Origin of the sequence: Bradyrhizobium sp. CCBAU 53340 (assembly GCF_015291645.1) — a bacterium.
Taxonomy (GTDB): domain Bacteria; phylum Pseudomonadota; class Alphaproteobacteria; order Rhizobiales; family Xanthobacteraceae; genus Bradyrhizobium.
The window spans coordinates 6,939,117-6,961,460 of sequence record NZ_CP030055.1 but is presented as its reverse complement, the minus strand read 5'-3'; the positions used below and the strand labels follow the sequence as shown (position 1 = coordinate 6,961,460).

Below are 22,344 nucleotides of genomic sequence, written 5' to 3'. Positions count from 1 at the left end.
CGATGGCGTCGCGCGCCGACACGCGTTAGATCCCCAGAATCTTCCGCGCGTTGGCCTTCAACACCTTCGGCCGGATCTCGTCGCGGATCTCGATCTTGGAAAAATCCGACAGCCAGCGGTCCGGCGTGATCACGGGCCAGTCCGAGCCGAACAGCATCTTGTCCTGCAGGATCGAGTTGATGTAGCGCACCAGGATCGGCGGGAAATATTTCGGCGACCAGCCGGAGAGGTCGATATAGACGTTCGGCTTGTGGGTCGCGACCGACAGCGCCTCTTCCTGCCAGGGGAAGGAGGGGTGGGCGAGGATGATCTTGAGGTCGGGGAAGTCGGCCGCGACGTCGTCCATGTACATCGGGTTGGAATATTTCAGCCGCATGCCCATGCCGCCGGGCATGCCCGAGCCGACGCCGGTCTGGCCGGTGTGGAATAGCGCGATCGCGCCGCCATTGTTGATTTCTTCGTAGAGCGGGTAGGCCATGCGGTCGTTGGCGTAGAAGCCCTGCATGGTCGGGTGGAATTTGAAGCCGCGCACGCCGTATTCCTCGATCAGCTTGCGCGCCTCGCGCGCGCCGAGCTTGCCCTTGTGCGGGTCGATCGAGGCGAAGGGGATGAGGACGTCGAGATGGTCGGAGGCGGCCTCGATCATCTCGTAATTGTTGTAGCGGCGGAAGCCGGTCTCGCGCTCGGCATCGACGGGGAAGATCACGGCGGCGATGTTCTTGGCGCGGTAATAGGCCGCGGTCTCCGGCACGGTCGGCGGATGCTTGTTGGGCGACTTGAAATACTCGGCCATCTGCGCCTGGAAATCGTCGTAGCCATCGTCGGGATGGCAGCCGCAGGGCTCCTCGGCATGGGTGTGGATGTCGATGGCGACGACTTTGTCGATATCAGGCAGCTTCAGCTTCGGCATGGGTGTCCTCCCGACGGGTTGCCGAATTGATTATATGATATAACGAATTTGGCAAGGCGTTGCTGGTGGGGAAACCGCAGCGCGCACACGTCTTTGCCGGGCTTAGCCTCGGACGTGCCGAATCGGACCGATCCGGCCTCATCTACTGTGCATGGGGTTGTTTTCGCGATTTGCTCGTTGGGAACCGGCCAGTTAACATTGACATGACCTCCCGCCATGCCTTAAGAACCGCCACATCCCGGGCGGCCGGTCCGCCAGCGGGAAAGGTCTCATTTTGCCACATTCGCGCGTGCCGAAACGGTAGTGCCGAACACGGCCTTTCGAACGTTCAGGATTCTGCCATGAAGGTCCGTAACTCGCTGAAGTCGCTGCGCGGTCGCCATCGCGCCAACCGCCTGGTCCGCCGCAAGGGCCGGGTCTATGTGATCAACAAGGTGCAGCGCCGCTTCAAGGCTCGCCAGGGCTGAGCCGAGCGGCTGATCTGCCCCGGCCGCGCCGTCGCGCGTTCCCGCAAGACCACGGTCTCACACGAGTTTGACGCCGCCTTTGCTTTGCAAGGGCGGCTTTGCGCGTTTAGACTTTCACGATGACCGTGAGATTCCTTATCGCGCGTACGCTGTGCCTGGCTCTGGTTTTGGGAGCCGCAGGCCTCGCGCCGGCGCTGGCGCAGGATGGTCCGGCTCCACCGGCGAAGCAGCAGAAGAAGCTGCCCGAGGCGCCGGCCAAGCTGCCCAAGGCCGACCGCGCCAAGAATCTCGATTTCCTGTTTGGCGCGCTGAAGGCCGCCCCCGACGATGCCAGCGCCAAGCATGTCGAGGCGCGGATCTGGGCGATCTGGCTGCAGACCCCGAGCGACACCGCAGCGCTTCTGATGGCGCGGGCCAAGGCCGCGGTCGATGCGCAGAAGATCGACGTCGCGATCAAGATTCTGGATTCCGTCATCAAGCTCCGGCCCGACTATCTCGAGGCCTGGAATCGGCGCGCCGCGCTCTATTACATACAGAACGACTATGGCCGCTCGCTCGCCGACATCCGCGAGGTGCTGGTCCGCGAGCCCCGTCATTTCGGCGCGCTCGCAGGCCTCGGCATGATCATGCAGGATGTCGGTGACGAGAAGCGCGCGCTCGAGGCCTACCGCAAGGCGCTTGCCGTCAATCCGCACCTGGAGAATATCCCCGACCGGGTGAAGTCTCTGACCGAGAAGATCGAAGGCCGCGACATCTAGCGGACAAGTTGATCATTTCCCGAGCGATTGCAGCGCCTGCCGATTAACCACGATCGGAACCACCATGGCGCCAGCACTATTGTCGCGGCCGCGGCAGGCCTACCTGCATGGCAGGAGCGAAAGCCATGAAGCGTCTGATCTTTGCTGGTAGCTTGCTGTTGGCGTCGGGAACGCTGAGCCTCGCCGACGGACTGTTCTGGGTGGTCGGCAATCGCGCCACCGGCAAATGCGACATCGTGACCAGCAATCCGGTCATCTATGGCGACATCTGGTTCGGCGACGGTCCCTACAAATCCAAGGACGACGCCAAGCTTGCCCGCTCGACCATCCGCGCCTGTCCAGCGCTCACGCCCGACGAGGAAAAGGCCGAGGACGAGGCGGGCTAGTGCAGGACGCTGGTGCCGCGTTCGGCGAGACCGCGGTCGGCGGCGGCCGCATAGGCCTTTGCGAGCTCGCTCTCGAGGTGCTCGTTGATCAGGAGCAGCGCCCGCACGGCTCCGCGCAAGTCGCCGTTGCAGCTTGCGACGATCTCGTCGATTGCGGTGTCATTCGATCTGAAGCTCATCGAAAAATCCTCCGGTTCAAACCAGGACATCCTGCCGGTCTTTCCCGCATCCCCTGAGGCTGCGAGGAGGGATCGGCGCCCATCCGCGTCTAGATGGCGGAACCGACCGTGGCGATTATATGGAAGCTGCGATGACGGCTGCATGAAGCTGGTCCGAGGCTTGTGTACCATCGCGCTCGATCATTGATTTTGTTGAGTTTTTGGATTTCCCAATTGTGCACATATCCACAGGGGTGGCATTTCCTGTGGAAGCGCCGAGCGCGCTTGCGCGAAACTGCCGCCCGCGCCACCCGTAACTGCGATGTGCCCTGGATCACCCGGACTCTCTTCATGATCGTGATGTCAGCCGTGACGGCGCTGGTGTTGCTGGCGCTGGTCACGCAGGCCGGAATTGTCGCCGTGCAACGCGCCTACCCACCGCAGGGCCGGATGGTCGAGGTCGAGGGCGCAACGCTCCACGTCGTCGACATCGGCCCGCGCGACGCTGGCCTGCCGATCGTGATGCTGCACGGTGCGAGCTCCAACCTTGAAGCGATGCGCCGGCCGCTGGGCGACCTCCTGGCCAGCCAACATCGCGTCATCCTGATCGACCGTCCGGGCCATGGCTGGAGCACACGCGCGCGGCGACAGGATTCGACGCCGGACATCCAGGCGCGGATGATCGACGCGGCGCTCGACCAGCTCGGGGTCGCTCGTGCGGTCTTCGTCGTGCATTCCTGGAGCGGCGCGCTCGGCGCACGCCTGGCGCTCGATCATGCGAGCCGCGTCGCCGGCCTCGTGATGCTGGCGCCGGTGACTCATCCCTGGCGGGGCGGCGTCGGCCGCTACAACGAGGTCATCGCAATGCCGGTGATCGGTCCGCTGCTCGCCTACACGATCACGTTGCCGCTGGGCTATTTCGTCACGGAGTCCGGGGCCCGCAACGTCTTCCTGCCGCAGACCATGCCTGATGGGTTCGTGAAGGAGTCCGCGACGCCGCTGCTGCTGCGTCCGCGCGAATTCATCGCCAATGCCTTTGATCTGGTGACACTGAAGGCGTCGGTGGCCGCGCAGGCCGCGCGCTACGGCGAGATCAGGGTGCCCGTCACGATCATTGCCGGCGCGCCGGACAAGACGGTGAAGACCGACATCCACGCGCGCCCGTTCGCCACGACGGTGCCGAATGCAAAGCTGATCGTGCTGCCCGATCTCGGCCACATGGTGCAGAACGCCGTGCCGGATCTCGTGAAGACGGAGATCGAGGCGATGATCGGTCACATCGCCCCGGCGTAGGCGGCCGCCGACTGAAGCGTTTTCGAGCGAGGTGGATACCGGTTCGCGTGAAGAAAGCGCGTCAAAGCAAAAAGCCAAGGCTTCGGTTCTGATTCAATCGGAACCGAAGCTTTAGCGGCGCCGTTCACCCGTTTACTGCTTGACCTTCCCGTCCTTGTCGAACTGGGAGACATAGGTCCAGAGGTTGTTGACCTCGGTCTCGTTCTTGATGCCGGCGAACGCCATCTTGGTGCCGGGGATCTTGGCCTTCGGGTCCTTGATGTATTCCTTGAACTGCGCCTCGTTCCAGGTGATGCCGGAATTCTTGTTCGCATCGGAATAATTGTAGTCCGGCGCGGTCCCGGACTTGCGGCCGTCCAGACCGTTGAGCTCGGGGCCAACCTTATTCTTGGCGCCTTCGCCGATCGCGTGGCAGGCCAGGCACTTGTTGAACGACGTCTTGCCCGCGGCGGCGTCCTGCGCCATTGCGGAGGAGGCTGCGGCCATCATGGCGAGGGCAATCAGCGCGCCGAAAGTCAATTTTTTCATGGGGTGCTCTTCGTCTCTTCCCGGGTCAGATTGAGTGTCGTCGGTTTTGGCAGGTCCGGTGCAAGTGGACAAGCCGGGAAACCTTGGCAGGTTTTGCGATAACAGACTTGCCCCAGAGAGAACTTGCGCTGCAACAAAGCAATGCGACCTTTGGAGGACCTGTTCAAATATGGGCAGGCATGATTGATTTGGCGGAACAATTTTCAATGCCGGACGAAGGTTTCTTAATATGGCCATCATGATGCCTGCGAGCGATCAGGCGGTGCTCGCGCGCCGTGCGGAGATCGTTGCTGCATTGCGCGCAATCGTGCCGGGCGAGGGCGTGATCGATACGCCTGCCGAGATGCGGGCCTATGAATCAGACGGCCTGACCGCCTATCGGCAGCCGCCGATGGTCGTGGTGCTGCCCGACACGACCGAGCAGGTCTCGCTGGTCCTGAAATATTGTGCCGCGCAGGGTATCAAGGTGGTGCCGCGCGGGTCCGGCACGTCGCTGTCCGGCGGCGCGCTGCCGCTCGAGGACGGCGTGCTGCTCGGGCTCGGCAAGTTCAAGCGCATCCGCGAGATCGATTTCGACAATCGGGTCGTCGTCACCGAGCCCGGCGTCACCAACCTCGCCATCAGCCAGGCGGTCGCCCATGCCGGCTTCTATTACGCGCCCGATCCGTCCTCGCAGATCGCCTGCTCGATCGGCGGCAATGTCGCGGAAAATTCCGGCGGCGTGCACTGCCTGAAATACGGCATGACCACCAACAATGTGCTCGGTTGCGAGATCGTGCTGATGAGCGGCGAGATCCTGCGCATCGGCGGCAAATCCGCAGAGAATCCCGGTTACGATTTGATGGGCGTCATCACCGGCTCGGAGGGCCTGCTTGGCGTCATCACCGAGATCACGGTGCGCATCCTGCAGAAGCCGGAGACGGCGCGCGCGCTGATGGTCGGCTTTGCACAGGTCGAGGCAGCCGGCGAATGCGTCGCGCGCATCATCGGCGCGGGCATCATTCCCGGCGGCATGGAGATGATGGACAAGCCGGCGATCCACGCCGCCGAAGCCTTCGTCCATGCCGGCTATCCGCTCGATGTCGAGGCGTTACTGATCATTGAGCTCGACGGCCCCAAGATCGAGGTGGACGAGCTGATCACCCGGGTCGAGAGCATCGCAAGAGGCTGTGGCTCGGTGACGCTGCAGACCTCGAATTCGGAGGCCGAGCGCAACCTGTTCTGGGCCGGCCGCAAGGCCGCCTTTCCGGCCGTCGGCCGCATCTCGCCCGACTATCTCTGCATGGACGGCACGATTCCGCGCGGCGCGCTGCCGAAGGCGCTGGCGCGCATCCGCGAGCTCTCGGAAAAATATCAGCTCGGCTGCGCCAACGTGTTCCACGCCGGCGACGGCAATCTGCATCCGCTGATCCTCTACGACGCCAACAAGCCGGGCGAGATCGAGCGCGCCGAAGCCTTCGGCGCCGACATCCTGCGCGCCTGCGTCGAGTTCGGCGGCGTGCTGACGGGCGAGCACGGCGTCGGTATTGAGAAGCGCGACCTGATGCCCGACATGTTCACCGAGATCGATCTCAACCAGCAGCAACGGCTGAAATGCGCGTTCGACGCGCAGGGCCTGCTCAACCCCGGAAAGGTGTTTCCGACCCTGCACCGCTGTGCCGAACTCGGCCGCATGCATGTCCATGCCGGCAAGCTGGCGTTTCCGGATATTCCGCGGTTCTAGCGTGCGATGAGCGAATTCAGCGTCAGCTATCATATTCGCGTCGGCGAAGGCATTGATGTGCCGAAACTGCTGCGCCTGGCCAAGGCTAGCGGCGTCGTCTTTGGGCCGGCGAACGGATGGCTGACCTTCGTGCCGTACGCTGGCTTAGCGACGTATCGAAGTGCGGGCGAAGCGCGCTTCGCGGATTATCTTGCCAAGCTGACCGGCCTTGCGGTCCTGTATTATTGCTACGCTGAGGATCATGGCTGGAGCTTCGCGCTCGCTCGCAAGGAAGAGCCGCTGGTGCAGTTTGCGTGCTGGTGGGACCCGCAGCCGGTGGTCGAACGCGACCAATTCGACCCTCCCGCACTCGCTCCCTTTGTCGCAACGGAGGCGCTCGAGCCGTTGCTTCGTCCCTTCGACAAGGGCGAAGCGATGCGCGCGCAGCCGGCCTATCGGTTCGGCGAGTTGCTCGGCCTTCCCGCCTACCAATGGCTGTCCCCCGACCTGGCGCAGAACGATACGCAGGACCTTCTCGATCGGCACGGGCGCAAGCTCGGCACCAAGCCGGCCAGCACGGCGGTGCGATTTCAGCTTCCCCCAAATCGGAAGATCTCATTCCCAGACCCCGCTCCGAGCGCGCGCGAGGCCCTGAACCTCATCACCCCGTTCATGGCGCAATTCAAGCCGCCCTGGAGCCTGACGAGCGTGCACACTTACGGATTCGCGATCCCCGACGGTCGCGGCGTCTGGCGGGCACAATGGCGCTACGGTGACAGCGGTGACACCGTGCAGGCTGTCCTCATGGATGACGGCCGGTTGTTGTTCAGCGCAGATTCAGCACCGTCTTATGTGACGGACCATCTCATGAAAGCGATCCAGCTGCCGGAAAAGTGGCTCGACAGTCCGGATATTGCGGCGATCATGGCAGACCTGCCCATTCCCAGCGGATTTGACGGAGGGCGCTCGGGAGCCATGGCTCTGAGGTCGTTCAACGACCATCCGCATCTCTGGGAGATCCAGATCGTTGGCAACCAGGACAAAGTCGGATCGCTCTCCTCTTGGGCTGTCTATGTGGACGCCGTGTCGGGCGAAGTCCTCGCCGAAATCCACACTCGGAAGGTCGACGGTCACGTTTCGGTTCGACAGCGCGTAAGAGGCGGCGATTGGCAGGCGGGGCCTCATCCGGAATGATGCAGAGCAGAACGGCACGGTGAGGCCGCGCCGTCCGCTTTCTGGATGCTACGTTAAAGCAGCCCGTATTGCGCGCGCTCGCGCTTTGCCAGCAACGGCAGCGCCTGGCCGGCGATGTAGGCCTTGAAGTGCGTGCTTTCCTGATGCGCCTTGAAAGCGGCTTCGTCGCGGAACAGTTCGTAGAACAGGAACTGGGCCGGATTGTCCTTCGCCCGCGAGATCAGGAACAGCTTGACACCCTCCTCGCGCTGCGCCTCCGGCAGGAAGCGGTCGAGGATGTCGGCGATCTTGTCGGCCTCGCCCGGCTTCGCTTCCCATTGCGCGACCACCAGCAGGCCGCCGCCGTCGACGGCGTCGCTGATCGATTTCTGTACTGCATAATGGTTCATGGTCCTTCCTCCTTGTTTGTCCCCATGCGGTGGTCTTGATCGCGATCGACGCAGATTTGTAGCGACGGCCCGCCGGCTTTGGTTCGCCGATGATCGAAGTGTCGATGTCGTGAACGCTTCGATTGCAATCGAAGCGTTGATGTAGCTTCGCGCCGGATCTTCGACGCACCGGCCGTGGTCGCGAGCTCACGTCAGATTTGATTTTGGCTGCGAATTTCGCTACCGCCTTCTCCCGTGGATACGCTCAGGGTCAGAGACGCCAAAGACGTCGAAGAGGTGGTGCGTGCGGCGATTGCCAATGAGCAGCCGCTCGAGATCGTCGGCCATGGCAGCAAGCGCAGCATCGGGCACGCCATGGCGACCAACGCCGTGCTCGACGTCTCCGCGCTCAATGCCGTCACCTCCTACGAGCCCAATGAATTGATCGTCACGCTGCAGGCCGGCGCGCCGCTCGCCGACGTGCTGTCGCTGATCGATGCCAAGAACCAGCAGTTCGCTTTCGAGCCAATGAGCACCGCACGGCTGCTCGGCACGCCCGTATCAGGCACGATCGGCGGCATGATCGCGGCGGGCCTGGCCGGCCCGCGCCGGATCAGGGCAGGCGGGGCGCGCGACCATCTCCTGGGGGCGCATGCCGTCTCCGGCTTTGGCGACAGCTTCAAGACTGGCGGCAAGGTGGTGAAGAACGTCACCGGCTACGACCTCTGCAAGCTGCTTTCGGGGTCCTGGGGCACGCTTTCGGTGATGACCGAGGTGACGCTCAAGGTGATGCCAAAGCCGGAAGCGGAGCGGACGGTGCTGCTGCGCGGCCTCGACGATGCCGCCGCCAACAAGGCGATGACCGCGGCCCTCGGCTCGCCCTTCGACGTGTCCGCCGCCGCCCATCTGCCGAAATCGGCTGTCCGGGCCGGGACCGATGGGCTTGGCGACATTGCCGGCCAGGGCGAGCCGCTGACGGTGCTGCGGCTCGAGGGCATCACCGCCTCGGCCAGCCACCGCGCCGGCTCCTTACGCGAATTGCTGGCGCCGTTCGGAGCCGCAGACCTGATCGAGGATGCGGTCTCCGCCACGCTATGGGCCACCATCCGCGACGTGCTGCCGTTTGCGGCGAGCGGCGCGCTTGGCGCCTGGCCGGTATGGCGGATCGTCTGCCCGCCAGCCTCGGGCTCGGCGCTCGGCACGCAATTGGCCCGCCAGACCGGCGGCGAGGTCGTCTACGATTGGGGCGGCGGCCTGATCTGGGCGGCGCTGCCGCCGAAGGACGATGCGCATGCTCCGGCGGTTCGTCAGAGTGCGGAGGCCGCCGGCGGGCATGCCACGCTGATCCGGGCGACTGAAGACGTCAGGCGCGATGTCGACGTGTTCCATCCTCAATCGCCTGGAATCGCCGCCCTCAGCGAACGGGTCCGCGCTAGTTTCGATCCGAAGTCGATCTTGAACCGGGGACGCTTGAGGCGGGGCGCTACGGCATGAAGACCGAATTCTCACTCGCCCAGCTGGCCGATCCCGACATCGCGGAGGCCGACAAGATCCTGCGCGCCTGCGTCCATTGCGGCTTCTGCACCGCGACCTGTCCGACCTATGTGTTGCTCGGTGACGAGCTCGATAGCCCGCGCGGCCGGATCTATCTGATCAAGGAGATGCTGGAGAAGGACCAGGCGCCGTCCGCCGACGTGGTCAAGCATATCGATCGCTGCCTGTCGTGCCTGTCCTGCATGACCACCTGCCCCTCCGGCGTGAACTACATGCACCTCGTCGACCAGGCCCGGGTCAGGATCGAGCAGCGCTACGAGCGGCCGCTCGTCGAGCGGATGCTGCGCCGGGTGCTCGCCTTCGTGCTACCGGACCCGCAATGGTTTCGCATCAGCATGCGGCTGGCGCAGCTGGCCCGGCCGCTTGCTGTCTTCCTGCCAACCCCGCGGCCCTCGGCCACGCCAGGCCTGATCGAGCGCCTCAAGGCGATGCTGGCGCTGGCGCCGGACCGGCTGCCGGCGCCGGGTGCGCTGCCGGGCAGCGTATTCGCAGCGCTCGGCAAGAAGCGTGGCCGGGTCGCGCTGCTCCAGGGCTGCGCCCAGCAGGTGCTGGCACCGCGCATCAACCAGGCCGCCATCAGCCTTCTCACCCGCCACGGCATCGAGGTCGTCCTCGTCAAGGACGAGCAATGCTGCGGCGCGCTCACCCATCATCTTGGTCATGACGAAGATGCGCTGGCGCGGGCGCGTGCCAACGTCACGGCGTGGCAAAAAGAGGTCGCCGGCGAGGGGCTCGACGCCATCCTGGTGACGACGTCCGGCTGTGGCACTGTCGTCAAGGACTACGGCTATCTGCTGCGCGAGGACAAAGCGTTCGCGGCCGATGCGGCGAACGTGTCGGCGCTGGCGAAGGACATCACCGAATACGTCGCTGGTCTTGGCCTTGCGCCGAGCACGCAGCGGGACGACATCGTCGTCGCCTATCACTCTGCGTGCTCGTTGCAGCACGGACAGAAAATCACGGGCCTTCCGAAAGAATTGCTTTCCAAGAATGGATTCGTGGTGAAAGATGTGCCCGAGAGCCATTTGTGTTGCGGTTCGGCGGGGACCTACAACATTCTCCAGCCCGAGCTTGCGGGCCGGTTGCGCGATCGCAAGGTCGCCAACATCGCGAGCGTCAAGCCGGACATGATTGCCGCGGGCAATATCGGCTGCATGGTGCAGATTGCCAGTGGCACGTCAGTTCCGGTCGTACACACGATTGAGCTTCTCGATTGGGCTACGGGCGGGTCGCGGCCGGCATTGGATGCGTCGCGCTGAGCTTTCGCCTTGAGGTGACGGCAGAAGGGCGCCCGATCGACCATTGTTCGGCGGCAACAGGAGGACCACGATGGCGAAAGCGAGCAAGAAGAAAAGCAAGAAGGCCAAAAAGGCCAAGAAGGCCGTAAGCGCAAAGAAGGCGACGAAGAAGGCGGCCAAGAAGTCCGCAAAGAAGTCTGCCAAGAAGTCAGCGAAGAAATCTGCCAAGAAGGCCGCGCCGAAGAAGGCGGCCAAGAAGGCGGCGCCCAAGAAGGCCGCCAAGAAGACTGCGAAGAAAGCGGCTCCGAAGAAGGCGAAGGCAGCTCCCGCGCCGAAGCCGGCGGCTCCCGCGGCTGCGCCGGCTCCCGAGCCTGCTGCCGAGACAAGCTGGGCGATGCCTTCGTCTTCTGCGGAGCCGACACCGGCCGAGGGGCAAGGTTAGGCCCCAAAGGCTGGATCAAGGCTGGATCAAGGCTGGATCACGACTGGACCAGAGGCAGGGTCTGCTGCCTTGGCCTCATCGATCACAGGAAGGCCGCAGCGGTGATGCTGCGGCCTTTTTGCATCGCTACCCGCAGCGGGCGGAGGGCTGCTCTTTTTTGAGTCAGCTGATTCGTAGCGCGGGGGCCACGGGGCGGTCGGCCTACGTAGTCTCCCGGGACCCGCTATGCACTTTGGCGTGAAAATAATGTGATCGAGATGCAACACCGGCTGACAACCTTTCGCGGAATCGTGAGAACGCCCAAAAAGTCGGCAGATGCCCGTGTTTTTTGCTTCTCGCTTTGCGTTCCGCCAGCCAGATTGCCGCAGTAACGAAATTTGCAATTCAGGTCGGGCACCCGGGGGGTCCGGAGCTCGACCGGGGTTTTAGAACTGGTGATGGGGATCAAATGAAGAAAGTAACTTTGTTGGCAACGGCGCTGGCAATGGTGACGGGTTCGGCTTTCGCGGCAGACATGCCCTTGAAGGCCCTGAAGGCTCCCCCGGCGCCCGCCTTCGATCCCTGGGATATCGCCTTCGGCGGCGCGATCATGAGCGACTACATCTTCCGCGGCGTGACCCAGTCGAACCACAAGCCGTCGGTGGCCGCCTATTTCGAGCCCCGCTACAACATCAACAAGGATCTCCAGCTCTACGCCGGCGTGTCCGCGGAGAGCATCTCCTTCGCCAACCGCGCCGCGGCTGAAGTCGACGTCTACGGCGGTATCCGCCCGACCTTCGGCGCCTTCGCGTTCGATATCGGCGTCTGGGGCTACCTGTATCCGGGCGGCAGCTGCGCCGACAACGTGCTCACCGGCGGCATCCCCGGCGGCGGCGTTTGCCCCGTCAGCACCACGACCATCTTCCTCGCCGACGGCAACGTCATGAAGAAGGACGTCAGCTTCTTCGAAGTTTACGGCAAGGTGAACTACACCATCAACGACAACTGGTCGGTCGGCGTGAACGAGTACTACTCGCCGAACTTCCTGAACTCGGGTGCCTGGGGCGACTACGCGTCGGTGACCGCGAAGTGGATCGCACCGAGCACGACCTTCGGTGCTTCCGGCGTCGGCATGTACGTGTCGGGTGAGTTCGGCCGTCAGTGGCTCGGCACCTCGGATGCCTTCTATGGCCTCCCGGGAACGATCTACGCCAACGGCATTCCCTACAAGAGCTACAACACCTGGAACGTCGGCGTCGGCTTCACCTACAAGGTGTTCACGCTGGACCTGCGTTACTCCGACACCGACCTGAACAAGGGTGATTGCAACGCCTTCACCAGCGCCTTCAATGCCACCGGCACCACCAACGTGACCGCGATCAACCCGGGCGGCGCCGGCTCCAACTGGTGCGGCGCGGCCGGTATCGCCAAGCTGTCCTTCGACCTGACGGCGATGACCAACCTGAAGTAAGTCTTGTCCCGAGACGACTAACAAGGGCGGCAGAGCAATCTGCCGCCCTTTTGTTTTGAAGCTGAGCGCTCAGCGATGCAGAGCATCATCCAGCGCCTTAAAGCGCGATGAGATTAGGATGAATCATCATCGCGCTTTAGGTTGTTGTTTGAGCATGATCTCCGCGCAAACGCGTTCCGCGTTTGTCGCGAGGGAAAACCGCTTCGCACTTTTCCGGATCACGCTTTAGCGCGCCGTGCTCGGCTCCGGCTCGGCCGCCGCGCTGCCCTTGGCCAGGATGTGGATGGCTCCGTCCTCCACCATAGTCACCTTCCGGGTGTGGAAGGCGTCGAGCGTCGAGCGATGGCCGATCGAAACGATGGTGGCTTGTGGCAGCCTCTCCGCCAGCAGGCGGTAGAGCCGGGCCTCGGATGGTTCGTCGAGTGAGGCGGTGGCCTCGTCCAGGAAAAGATAGTCGGGTGCGTGCAGCAGCGCGCGAGCGAGCCCCAGGCGCTGCTGCTCACCGAGCGACAGCATCCGGTTCCAATGGCTATCTTCGCTGAGCCGTTCGGCGAGGTCAGGCAGGCCGACCGCGATGATCGCGTCCCGAATCTGCGTCGCCTGGAATGCACCGGGTGCTGCGGGATAGATTACGGCGTTACCCAGCGCACCGACCGGGAAATAGGGACGTTGCGGCAGCATCATCAGTTTCGCCTGGGCGGGAACCTCGATGACGCCGGTGCCGAACGGCCAGATGCCGGCGATGGCGCGGAATAGCGTCGATTTGCCCGAGCCGGATGGGCCGGTCACGAGCACGCGTTCCGGCGCCTGGATGGTGAAGCCGTCGGCTGCGACCAGCGGCGTGCCGTTGGGGAGATACACGCAAAGTTTCTCGAGGCCGATATTGCGGCTGCCGCCTGCCGCCTTGAGCTCGATCGTTGCTTCATGCGCCGGCAGGTTTGCCGCCGTGGCAACCGACATCTCGAACCCGTCGAGGCGGGCGACAATGGCACGCCATTCTGCGATCTGCCGATAGTACGTAACGAAAAAGGACAGCGCATCCTGCACTTGGCCAAAGGCCGAACCCGTCTGCATCATGTCGCCGAGCTGGATGCTCTTGGCAAAGTAGGCGGGCGCCACCACCACGTAGGGAAAGATCGTCGCAGCCTGACCGTAACTCGCCGTGAAGGCGGTGAGGCGCTTGGTCCGGCTCATGATCGCATACCAGTTGCCGATGACGGAGCCGAAGCGCTGCAGGAGATGACCTCGCTCCGCACCCTCTCCTTTCAAGAGTGCAATCTGCTCAGAATTTTCGCGCACTCGGATCAGATTGAAGCGGAAGTCGGCCTCGTAGCGCTGCTTCTCGAAATAGAGATTGATCAGTGGTGTACCGATCCAGTGCGTCAGTGCTGTGCCGAGGAGCGCGTAGGCAAGCGCACACCAGACCAGAAAGCCCGGGACGACGATGTCGGTGCCGTAGATGTGTAGGGGAGCCTTGTTGGACAGACCCCAGAGAATGACGATGAACGAAGCCAGCGTCACGATCGACGACAGCAGGCCAAGGCCGAGGACGAGCGTTTGCTCGACGAAGTTCGTGACGTCCTCGGTCAGACGCTGGTCGGGGTTGTCGGCCGCATCGCCCTTCAACTGCATGCGGTAATGCGTGGCGCCCTCGAGCCATTCGCCGAGATAGTGTTGCGTCAACCATCGGCGCCAGCGGATCTGCAGCCATTGGTTCAGATAGAGCTTGTAAACGGCCACCGCGACATAAGCGAAGGCAAGACCGAGGAATATCCAGACCTGCATGACGAACTCATTCAGATCGTAGGCCTGGAGCGCGCTGTAGAACCGGTTCTGCCACTGATTGAGCATCACATTGATCGCGACCAGCGCCAGCTCCAGTGTGATGACGACGGCGAGCAGGCCGCGACCGGCCCATTTGTCGTCCGATCGGAAATACGGGCCGGCGATTCGCCAGACAATCGCGAGCGTGGCGCGGAGGTTGTTCACAGAGCGGGATCTCCTGGTGGGGCTGTGCGCTAATGCCTGGAGCCAAACCGTTGCGGCAAGGGCGGAAATGAGCGCGCTTAGACTAAAGTCGCAAGATCTGCAATTTGCGTTGGCTTGTCCGGGTCAGCAACCCTAGCATGGGCTTCAACGGCGCGGGGTGGGGGCCTCCGGGATTTCGCGAGCTTGTGAGCAGTCGGGAACCGCCGCATTCGCGAGGAATTCGCGTCCCCTTCGGGGGTTATCGTTTCCAGCGTCAAGCAGGATCGGCTGTCCACGCGGGCCGCCTGCCGCACACATGCGTGGGGGAGGAAGACTATGTGGAATCAAATCTACGACCCGTTGCACAGCCCGGTGCTGTCGACGATCGCGGCGGCAGTGCCCGTCGTCACGTTGCTCGTCCTGATCGCAAGCGGGCGCGTTCAGGCGCACATCGCAGCCATCATCGCGGTGATCGTGACCAACCTGATCACGATCTTCGTCTTCACCATGCCGGTGAACATGTCGATCCGCGCCTCGATCCTTGGCATCGTGACCGGCTTCTTCCCGATCGGCTGGATCGTCCTCAACGTCATCTTCCTCTACCAGGTGACGGTGACGACCGGGCGGTTCGAACTGTTGAAGCGCGCGGTCGGCGGTGTCACCGAGGACCGGCGGCTGCAATTGCTGCTGATCGCGTTTTCGTTCGGCGCCTTCTTCGAGGGCGCGTCCGGCTTCGGCACGCCGGTGGCGATCACCGGCGCCGTGCTGATCGGCCTCGGCTTCTCGCCGCTTGCAGCTTCCGGCCTGTCGCTGATCGCCAACACTGCGCCTGTCGCCTACGGCGCGCTGGGCACGCCGATCCAGGGCCTCGCATCGGTGACCGGACTTGATCCCTACATCCTCGGTGCGATGGTCGGACGGCAGCTGCCGGTGTTCTCGCTGATCGTGCCGTTCTGGGTGGTGTGGGCCTTCGCTGGCTGGAGGGGTATGAAGGACGTCTGGCCGGCGATCCTCGTCACCGGCGTGTCGTTCGCGGTGCCGCAATTCGTGATCTCGAACTACGTCAATCCCTGGATCGTCGACATTGGTGCGTCGCTGATCTCGATGGGTGCGCTGATCCTGTTCCTGAAGGTCTGGCGGCCGAAACAGCTGTGGCTCTCGCCAGCGCTGCGCGGACACGATAAATCGGCGGCGACCATGGCCACGGCAAAGCCGCTCGACAAGACGCCGCTGACGCAGGGTGAGCTCCTCAGCGCCTTGCTGCCGTGGTTCATCGTCTGTGTCGTGATGCTGATCTGGGGCAACGGTGCCTTCAAGAACTGGGCGAATGGTATCTTCACCTGGAACTACGCCGTTCCCGAGCTGCACCAGATGATCAACAAGATGCCGCCGGTGGCGCCCGCGCCGACCAAGGAGGCGGCGGTGTTCGGCTTCACCTATCTGTCCTTCACCGGCACCGGCATGCTGATTGCGGCGATCATTTCCGGCGTCCTGATGGGCGTCGGTCCGGTCCGGCTGCTGGCTGAATATGGCCGCACCATCCGGCTCTGCGCGATCTCGTTGATCACGATCTCGGCGATGCTTGCGATCGGCACGCTGACGCGCCTGTCCGGCGTCGATGCGACGCTGGGCCTCGCCTTTGCCGCAACCGGCGTGCTCTATCCCTTCTTCGGCACGCTGCTCGGCTGGTTGGGCGTGGCGCTGACCGGATCGGACACGTCGTCGAACATCCTGTTCGGCAACCTCCAGAAGATCACCTCGCAGCAGCTCGGCCTGTCGCCGATCCTGATGGCGGCGGCGAACTCGTCCGGCGGTGTGATGGGCAAGATGATCGACGCGCAATCGATCGTCGTCGCCTCCACCGCGACCAATTGGTACGGCCACGAAGGCACCATCCTGCGCTTCGTGTTCCGACACTCGATCGTGCTGGCCTGCCTCGTCGGCGTGTTCGTGACGTTGCAGGCCTATGTCTATCCGTTCACGGAGCTCGTCCTGAAGTAGCGAGGCCCGGCTTCGATGCAAAATCCCCGCGGGATTGTCCCCGCGGGGATTTTTGCGTGTTGAAATCGACGAACCTTCTCAAAGCCCCTGTCGTCTTATAGAAGACCCGGCAAATTGGGTCGGTCGAGAGGTTTCATGGTGTCGTTGAAGCAGATGGTGTGTGCCGCGGCTGCGTTGCTTGCAATGTCCGCCGGCGCACGCGCGGAAGAGGGCTTTCCCTTCGGCACCGAGATGACGCTGGAGGCCGTGCCGCAGCCCGGCTCGAAGCGGATCCCGAACCTCGAGATCGGCGACAATGGCCAGGTCGTGCTCGAGCTCTGGTGCAAGGGCGGCAAGGGCCAGTTCTCGGTCGCCGGCAACACCGTGATCTTCGTGCCCGGCCAGATCCAGGATCGCTCCTGTCCGCCGGCCAAGGCCCAGGCCGACGACGAACTCGTCGCCGCGCTCGCCGCCGTCGAGACCTGGAAGCGCCAGGGTGACGTTCTCACGCTGATCGGCCCGAAGCAGCTGCGCTTCCGCGAGAACGGGAATTAGGTCTTTCGTGTCCCGAACAAGGCGTAGCGCATAAGCGATGCGCCGCAGAGCTGGGACCCAGAGTCTACCCGCGAGCGACCGTGTGGCCTCTGGGCCCCGGCTCTGCAGCGCTGGCGCGCTGCGTCCGGGGCACGAGAGCCCTACTTCCACACCGACTTGTCGGCGTCCCAGCGCTGGCCCTTCAGCTCTTTGGCGAGTGCCTCGATCGAGCCGTTGTCGTCGGGCTGGTCGCCTTCCTCGTCGGCCGTCGCCTCGTCCGACACGTTGAGCTTTGCGCCGGTGCTCTCGTCGGCAGTGGTTGTCGAAGGGCTGCCGATCCAGACCATCAGCTTGTCTGATGGTCCTGGCTTGTCGGCGGAGATGAGGCCCGCGACCTCGATCGTGTCGGTGAGCTCGAGCGCGGGGAAATCCTGGTTCGGCCGCTTGAACACGAGCTTGAGCTTGCCGGTGGCGGGATTGAAGCTCTGCGACACCGGCTTCGCCGCAAGCGTCTTGCTCAGCACGCTGGCCACCGCGGTAGCGAGCTTGTCGCGGTTGATCTTGTCGCCGTCGCGCCAATCGGCGGCGGGGAGGCGGATGGTGCGGTCCATCTCGGCGAGTCCCGCGGTCCAGCCGGCGGCCGTGACGCCCGGCATCGCCTTGAATTTCGCCAGCAGTGCGGTCGCGCGCTCCGGATCGACTGACATGTTGATGGTCTGTTCGCCGGCGCGCAGTGCGTCGCAGCCGACACTGAGGCTTGCCAACGTCACCTCGACGTCCTGGCCCTTCAGGCTCTTCAGGAAGTCGGTCGCGTTATCCAGCTTGACCTTGACCGCGATCGCCTCCGGCGAGACTTCGGTGAAATCCTTCGGCTGGGGCGTGATGCCGTCGTCGGTGGTCTGGTTGTCCAGAAATTCCTTCTCGCTGAGGTCGGCATTGTCGGGCGAGGTCACCTCGGTCACGGTCTGGCCGATACCGATCTGGCCGCGGAACTCGAAGGTGTCGCCGGTCGGCTTGCGGGTGAGCTTGACCGTAACAGGCGCCTTGGCGCCGATGCTCGTGGTCGTGCCGGTCAGCGTCTGCCCGGAGACCTGGAGATTGACGACGAAGCGGTCCTTGCGATCGGAATTCTTGGCGACGGGGTAGCAGACGTCGAGCACGGCTGCGGTGACCGTCTTGCCCTGCCGCGTCTCCTTCAGGATGACGTCGGCATTGCCGTCCATCAGCCCGTCGATCGAGGTAAAATAGCGCGTCTCGATGCCGCCGGGCGCGGTGGTCTTCGGCGACAGCTTCATCTGGGCTGAGGCGACCTCGGGCGAAGCGGCAAGCAGGGCTGCCAGAAACCCAATCGAGCAAAACGAAAGTGCGCGCATCGACGAAATCCTTGAAAGGAAGCAGAATCGGCGCGCCACCGTAGTGGGTTTTGGCCACAGGTTGAATCGGAAAGCGCGCCTCAGGGTGCGCAAAAAAGAAGGCCGCCCGGAGGCGGCCTTCGCAATACCGTCAGGTGAGGATGGGCTTAGAAGCCGCCCATGCCGCCGCCGGCCGGCATGGCGGGCGCAGCTTCCTTCTTCGGCATCTCGGCGACCATGGCTTCGGTGGTCACCAGCAGGCCGGCGACGGAGGAGGCGTCCTGGAGCGCGGTGCGCACCACCTTGGCGGGATCGATGATGCCCTTCTCGATCATGTCGACATAGTCCTCGGTCTGGGCGTCGAAGCCGAAGGTCTCGGACTTGTTCTCCAGGATCTTGCCGACCACGATCGAGCCCTCAACGCCGGCGTTCTCGGAGATCTGGCGGATCGGAGCTTCCAGCGCCTTCAGCACGATGTTGATGCCGGCCTGAACGTCGGCATTGGCGTTGGTGAGACGGCCGACCGCCTTCTTGGCGCGCAGCAGCGTCACGCCGCCGCCGGGGACGATGCCTTCCTGCACCGCGGCGCGGGTGGCGTTGAGCGCGTCCTCAACGCGGTCCTTCTTCTCCTTGACCTCGATCTCGGTCGCGCCGCCGACGCGGATCACCGCGACGCCGCCGGCGAGCTTGGCGAGGCGCTCCTGGAGCTTCTCACGGTCGTAGTCCGAGGTGGTCTCCTCGATCTGGGCCTTGATCTGGCCGACGCGGGCCTCGATGTCGGGCTTCTTGCCGGCGCCGTTGACGATCGTGGTGTTCTCCTTGTCGATCACGACCTTCTTGGCGCGACCGAGCATCTTCACCGTGACGTTCTCGAGCTTCATGCCGAGGTCTTCGGAGATCAGCTGGCCGCCGGTCAGGATCGCGAGGTCTTCCAGCATGGCCTTGCGGCGATCGCCGAAGCCCGGTGCCTTGACGGCGGCGACCTTGAGGCCGCCACGCAGGCGGTTGACGACCAGGGTCGCCAGCGCCTCGCCCTCGACGTCCTCGGCGATGATGACGAGCGGCTTGCCCGACTGCACCACGGCTTCCAGCACCGGCAGCATGGCCTGCAGGCCGGACAGCTTCTTCTCGTGCAGGAGGATGTAGGCGTCCTCGAGCTCGGCGGTCATCTTCTCTGGGTTGGTGACGAAGTAGGGGCTGAGATAGCCGCGGTCGAATTTCATGCCCTCGACGATATCGACTTCGGTGTCGAGCGACTTGTTTTCCTCGACGGTGATGACGCCCTCGTTGCCGACCTTCTGCATCGCCTGGGCGATCATCTTGCCGATGGCGGCGTCGCCGTTGGCCGAGATGGTGCCGACCTGGGCGACCTCGGAGGAGGCGGCAACGGGCTTGGCGCGCTTCTCGATGTCCTTGATGACGGCGTGGACCGCGGTGTCGATGCCGCGCTTGAGGTCCATCGGGTTCATGCCGGCGGCAACCGCCTTGGCGCCTTCGCGCACGATGGCCTGGGCCAGCACAGTCGCGGTGGTGGTGCCGTCGCCCGCGAGGTCGTTGGTCTTGGAGGCGACCTCACGCACCATCTGGGCGCCCATGTTCTCGAACTTGTCCTCGAGCTCGATCTCCTTGGCGACGGTGACGCCGTCCTTGGTGATGCGGGGCGCACCGAACGACTTCTCGATGACGACATTGCGGCCCTTCGGGCCGAGCGTCACCTTGACGGCGTTGGCGAGAATGTCGACGCCGCGCAGCATGCGATCGCGCGCGTCTCCGGAGAATTTGACGTCCTTGGCAGCCATTGTCTGCAATCCCTATAGTGTCTTGATGTGTCGTGCTTGGTGATATCAGGCTGAATGATGGATGCCCGGACCTGATGATCCGGGCATGGCATTCAGCGGCCGTTCAGGCTGATGGCCCTAGGCCATCACGCCCATGATGTCCGACTCCTTCATGATCAGGAGCTCTTCGTTGTCGATCTTGACCTCGGTGCCCGACCACTTGCCGAACAGCACACGGTCGCCGACCTTGAGGTCGATCGGGATTAGCTTGCCAGCCTCGTCACGGCCGCCGGGGCCGACGGCGACGACCTCGCCCTGGGACGGCTTTTCCTTGGCGGTGTCGGGGATGATGATGCCGCCCTTGGTCTTTTCCTCGGCGTCGATACGTTTGACCACGACACGGTCATGCAGCGGACGAAATTTGGACTTAGCCATGACGTTTCCCTTTGGAGGCTCGCTTTTCGATAAGCAGCGGAAGTGGATGAGGGCGGCGCTTCCGTCCTTCCTCTTCCCGAGGGCTGAACGGCGCGCTTAGCAATCGGTCTTTCCGAGTGCTAATAGTGCGCAGGGGATATGGCTTGGCTGCGATCCTGTCAAGCAAAGGTGGTTAAGCGATTGGTGAGGCGGATATAGGATGGTGGCATTGGAAACTTGTTCGGGGCTCCGGCGTATCAAAGGACGTCATTGCTCCGGCAGCGGTTTTGCGCTTGGCTGCGGGATGGGTGTGGCCATGGTCTTGTTCGGGGGGATGCCATGATCAGTTCAGCTCACGCGCGCACGGTCGCCAATCTGGCCGCCGCTTCTTGTCTGGCGCTGCTGCTCGGCGCCTGCGGCGGCGGCATGAGCCTGCCGTCCTTCTCGTCGTCCCAGCCGGCGCCCGAGGCCGAGCCCGGTACCGCGCCGGAAATGCCGGCCTCGATCCGCGCCGACGAGATCGTCGGCCGCTGGGGCCTGGCCTCGTTCCAGAACCCGGCCGATCGTGCCCGCACCGAGGCGGCCGCAAGGGCCCAGTGCAAGAATCCTTACGTGATCGGCGCCGGTTCCTCCGGCGGCGTGATCATGCATCTGGCCGACCAGGCGACGCCCCAGGAGCTGCGGCTGAAGGGCTCGCCGAGCGGCAAGAACTATATCGGCCCTTCCGGTCCGACGCCGGGTGAGCAGGACCGCGAGATCGTCTCCTTCGACGGCCGCGTCATGATCACCCGCTTCGTCGACAAGGACGCCGCCACCCGCTACGGCAACATGGTCTACGTCCGCTGCGCGCCGCGGGCGTAATCTGTCTTCTCCGTCATGCCCCGGCTTGACCGGGGCATCCAGTACGCCGCGGCTTCTCGGCCCTAGCCTCGCTGTCTCTGGAATACTGGATCGCCCGGTCAAGCCGGGCGATGACAGTTGAGGGGTCCCCAAAACAAGAAACGCCGGCTTGCGCCGGCGTTTTGCTGATCTGTCCGTCGCGCTTGCTCAGTCGAACAGCGCGTCGATGTCGTCCTGCGAGGCGTGGCCGACGTCGCCGGCGAGCTTCGGGCCGTTGAGAAGCTTTTCGTCTTCGCTGCGATTGTCGACCTGGGTCGGCACGTGGGACTTGATGGCGTCGACGCCGCCCCAGATGTCCATCATCGCATTGATGTGCTGCTCGATGAACTTCATCGTGTTCATGACCTTGCTGATGCGCTGGCCGGTCAGGTCCTGGAAGTTGCAGGCCTCGAAGATCGAGATGACGCGTTCCTGGATGTCGTCGGCGAGCCGCTTCTGCTGATCAACCGAGTCGACCTTGGACATCGCGCTCGCGGCCTGGTCGATCGACTCCGCGGCTTCGAGGATCTGCTGGGTCGCCTGCTCGGTGCCGCCGACCACCGCGCCGAGCTCGCCATTGACCTTGGCCATCTCGCCGCCGTCGAAGCTCTTGCCGTGCAGGGTCGCGATCTCGCGCTTGGTGCGGTCGATGGCGTCGTGAATGAGGTCGAGCTCGACCTTCAGCTTCTCGCACTGCTCGATTTGGGCGCGGTAGGTATCCAGCAACGCTCGCGTATCGGCAATTTCCTGCGCCACGACAGCGTCGCTCGGCGGCATTGCGACCTGGCTGCTCCGTGCCATCTGTGCGCGGATTGCACGCAGCTCCGCCATGATCTCGCTGTGCATCGGGCCTGCCTCTTCAGTCACGTCCAGCATTGGCATCTCGCCGCCGGTGATATCCTCGACACGAAAACGTTTGCGGTGAACAGCCATCAGGATACTCCCCCCACCTCTTTCACGCGTCTTTGTAGCCAGAAGCAATTTAACACGA

General features: G+C 63.7%; 22 protein-coding genes. 13 read left to right on the top strand and 9 right to left on the bottom strand.

Annotation, left to right across the window (positions count from 1 at the left end):
* Positions 1 to 25: 25 nt before the first annotated feature.
* Positions 26 to 910 carry an amidohydrolase family protein gene (locus XH89_RS33000; protein ID WP_092288720.1) on the bottom strand — a complete coding sequence of 295 codons (885 nt, stop codon included), beginning with the start codon at positions 908 to 910 and terminating at the stop codon, positions 26 to 28.
* A 341-nt stretch (positions 911 to 1,251) separates the two neighbouring features.
* Between XH89_RS33000 and ykgO the strand changes: the two genes are divergently transcribed.
* The 3 genes from ykgO to XH89_RS32985 all read left to right on the top strand — a co-directional run bounded on the left by ykgO (position 1,252) and on the right by XH89_RS32985 (position 2,521).
* Positions 1,252 to 1,377, top strand: a complete 126-nt coding sequence (ykgO, locus tag XH89_RS32995; protein ID WP_006611362.1) for a type B 50S ribosomal protein L36 — start codon at positions 1,252 to 1,254, stop codon at positions 1,375 to 1,377.
* Between the two features lie 119 nt (positions 1,378 to 1,496).
* On the top strand, positions 1,497 to 2,135 hold the full coding sequence (locus XH89_RS32990) for a tetratricopeptide repeat protein (protein WP_194464468.1): 639 nt from the start codon (positions 1,497 to 1,499) through the stop codon (positions 2,133 to 2,135).
* Between the two features lie 125 nt (positions 2,136 to 2,260).
* Positions 2,261 to 2,521: a hypothetical protein gene (locus XH89_RS32985; RefSeq protein ID WP_194464467.1), complete on the top strand. Its 261-nt coding sequence runs from the start codon at positions 2,261 to 2,263 to the stop codon at positions 2,519 to 2,521.
* Here XH89_RS32985 and XH89_RS32980 read toward each other — a convergent pair.
* Positions 2,518 to 2,700, bottom strand: coding sequence for a hypothetical protein (locus XH89_RS32980; protein WP_188105566.1), 183 nt, complete (start codon positions 2,698 to 2,700; stop codon positions 2,518 to 2,520). The genes XH89_RS32985 and XH89_RS32980 overlap by 4 nt on opposite strands.
* A gap of 330 nt (positions 2,701 to 3,030) precedes the next feature.
* On the opposite strand from XH89_RS32980, the gene XH89_RS32975 reads away from it, so the two are divergent.
* Positions 3,031 to 3,972 carry an alpha/beta fold hydrolase gene (locus XH89_RS32975; RefSeq protein WP_194464466.1) on the top strand — a complete coding sequence of 314 codons (942 nt, stop codon included), beginning with the start codon at positions 3,031 to 3,033 and terminating at the stop codon, positions 3,970 to 3,972.
* Positions 3,973 to 4,104: 132 nt separating this feature from the next.
* On the opposite strand, the gene cycA is transcribed toward XH89_RS32975, so the two are convergent.
* Positions 4,105 to 4,500, bottom strand: coding sequence for a cytochrome c-550 CycA (gene cycA, locus XH89_RS32970; RefSeq protein ID WP_194464465.1), 396 nt, complete (start codon positions 4,498 to 4,500; stop codon positions 4,105 to 4,107).
* A gap of 229 nt (positions 4,501 to 4,729) precedes the next feature.
* Here cycA and XH89_RS32965 point away from each other — a divergent pair, with 229 nt between their 5' ends.
* Positions 4,730 to 6,223, top strand: coding sequence for an FAD-linked oxidase C-terminal domain-containing protein (locus XH89_RS32965; protein ID WP_194464464.1), 1,494 nt, complete (start codon positions 4,730 to 4,732; stop codon positions 6,221 to 6,223).
* Between the two features lie 6 nt (positions 6,224 to 6,229).
* Positions 6,230 to 7,396, top strand: a complete 1,167-nt coding sequence (locus XH89_RS32960) for a hypothetical protein (RefSeq protein ID WP_194464463.1) — start codon at positions 6,230 to 6,232, stop codon at positions 7,394 to 7,396.
* A gap of 53 nt (positions 7,397 to 7,449) precedes the next feature.
* On the opposite strand, the gene XH89_RS32955 is transcribed toward XH89_RS32960, so the two are convergent.
* Positions 7,450 to 7,785: a putative quinol monooxygenase gene (locus XH89_RS32955; RefSeq protein WP_194464462.1), complete on the bottom strand. Its 336-nt coding sequence runs from the start codon at positions 7,783 to 7,785 to the stop codon at positions 7,450 to 7,452.
* Positions 7,786 to 8,019: 234 nt separating this feature from the next.
* Here XH89_RS32955 and XH89_RS32950 point away from each other — a divergent pair, with 234 nt between their 5' ends.
* The 4 genes from XH89_RS32950 (at position 8,020) to XH89_RS32935 (ending at position 12,448) form a co-directional block, all read left to right on the top strand.
* Positions 8,020 to 9,258 carry an FAD-binding protein gene (locus XH89_RS32950; RefSeq protein ID WP_194464461.1) on the top strand — a complete coding sequence of 413 codons (1,239 nt, stop codon included), beginning with the start codon at positions 8,020 to 8,022 and terminating at the stop codon, positions 9,256 to 9,258.
* Entirely contained in the window at positions 9,255 to 10,577 is a 1,323-nt protein-coding gene (gene glcF, locus XH89_RS32945) for a glycolate oxidase subunit GlcF (RefSeq protein ID WP_194464460.1), read from the top strand. Before XH89_RS32950 ends, glcF begins: the two co-directional genes overlap by 4 nt.
* Before the next feature lie 70 nt (positions 10,578 to 10,647).
* Positions 10,648 to 10,998, top strand: a complete 351-nt coding sequence (locus XH89_RS32940) for a hypothetical protein (protein WP_194464459.1) — start codon at positions 10,648 to 10,650, stop codon at positions 10,996 to 10,998.
* Between the two features lie 448 nt (positions 10,999 to 11,446).
* Complete coding sequence (locus XH89_RS32935; protein WP_194464458.1) at positions 11,447 to 12,448, top strand: TorF family putative porin; 1,002 nt, start codon at positions 11,447 to 11,449, stop codon at positions 12,446 to 12,448.
* Between the two features lie 225 nt (positions 12,449 to 12,673).
* On the opposite strand, the gene XH89_RS32930 is transcribed toward XH89_RS32935, so the two are convergent.
* Positions 12,674 to 14,437: an ABC transporter ATP-binding protein/permease gene (locus XH89_RS32930; protein WP_194464457.1), complete on the bottom strand. Its 1,764-nt coding sequence runs from the start codon at positions 14,435 to 14,437 to the stop codon at positions 12,674 to 12,676.
* A gap of 315 nt (positions 14,438 to 14,752) precedes the next feature.
* Here XH89_RS32930 and XH89_RS32925 point away from each other — a divergent pair, with 315 nt between their 5' ends.
* On the top strand, positions 14,753 to 16,417 hold the full coding sequence (locus XH89_RS32925) for an L-lactate permease (RefSeq protein WP_194464456.1): 1,665 nt from the start codon (positions 14,753 to 14,755) through the stop codon (positions 16,415 to 16,417).
* Between the two features lie 135 nt (positions 16,418 to 16,552).
* Positions 16,553 to 16,951 (top strand): META domain-containing protein, encoded by a 399-nt coding sequence (locus tag XH89_RS32920; RefSeq protein WP_194464455.1) that lies wholly within the window; start codon positions 16,553 to 16,555, stop codon positions 16,949 to 16,951.
* A gap of 140 nt (positions 16,952 to 17,091) precedes the next feature.
* On the opposite strand, the gene XH89_RS32915 is transcribed toward XH89_RS32920, so the two are convergent.
* The 3 genes from XH89_RS32915 to groES form a co-directional block, all read right to left on the bottom strand.
* Positions 17,092 to 18,303 carry a hypothetical protein gene (locus XH89_RS32915; protein ID WP_194464454.1) on the bottom strand — a complete coding sequence of 404 codons (1,212 nt, stop codon included), beginning with the start codon at positions 18,301 to 18,303 and terminating at the stop codon, positions 17,092 to 17,094.
* Between the two features lie 146 nt (positions 18,304 to 18,449).
* Positions 18,450 to 20,081 carry a chaperonin GroEL gene (groL, locus tag XH89_RS32910; protein ID WP_194464453.1) on the bottom strand — a complete coding sequence of 544 codons (1,632 nt, stop codon included), beginning with the start codon at positions 20,079 to 20,081 and terminating at the stop codon, positions 18,450 to 18,452.
* Positions 20,082 to 20,198: 117 nt separating this feature from the next.
* A complete protein-coding gene (gene groES / locus XH89_RS32905) occupies positions 20,199 to 20,495 on the bottom strand; it encodes a co-chaperone GroES (RefSeq protein ID WP_014491914.1) in 297 nt (98 codons plus the stop codon).
* Between the two features lie 318 nt (positions 20,496 to 20,813).
* Here groES and XH89_RS32900 point away from each other — a divergent pair, with 318 nt between their 5' ends.
* Complete coding sequence (locus XH89_RS32900; RefSeq protein ID WP_194464452.1) at positions 20,814 to 21,335, top strand: hypothetical protein; 522 nt, start codon at positions 20,814 to 20,816, stop codon at positions 21,333 to 21,335.
* A 186-nt stretch (positions 21,336 to 21,521) separates the two neighbouring features.
* Here the strand turns inward: XH89_RS32900 and XH89_RS32895 are convergent, their stop codons facing one another.
* On the bottom strand, positions 21,522 to 22,286 hold the full coding sequence (locus tag XH89_RS32895) for a protein phosphatase CheZ (protein ID WP_194464451.1): 765 nt from the start codon (positions 22,284 to 22,286) through the stop codon (positions 21,522 to 21,524).
* Positions 22,287 to 22,344 lie beyond the last annotated feature (58 nt).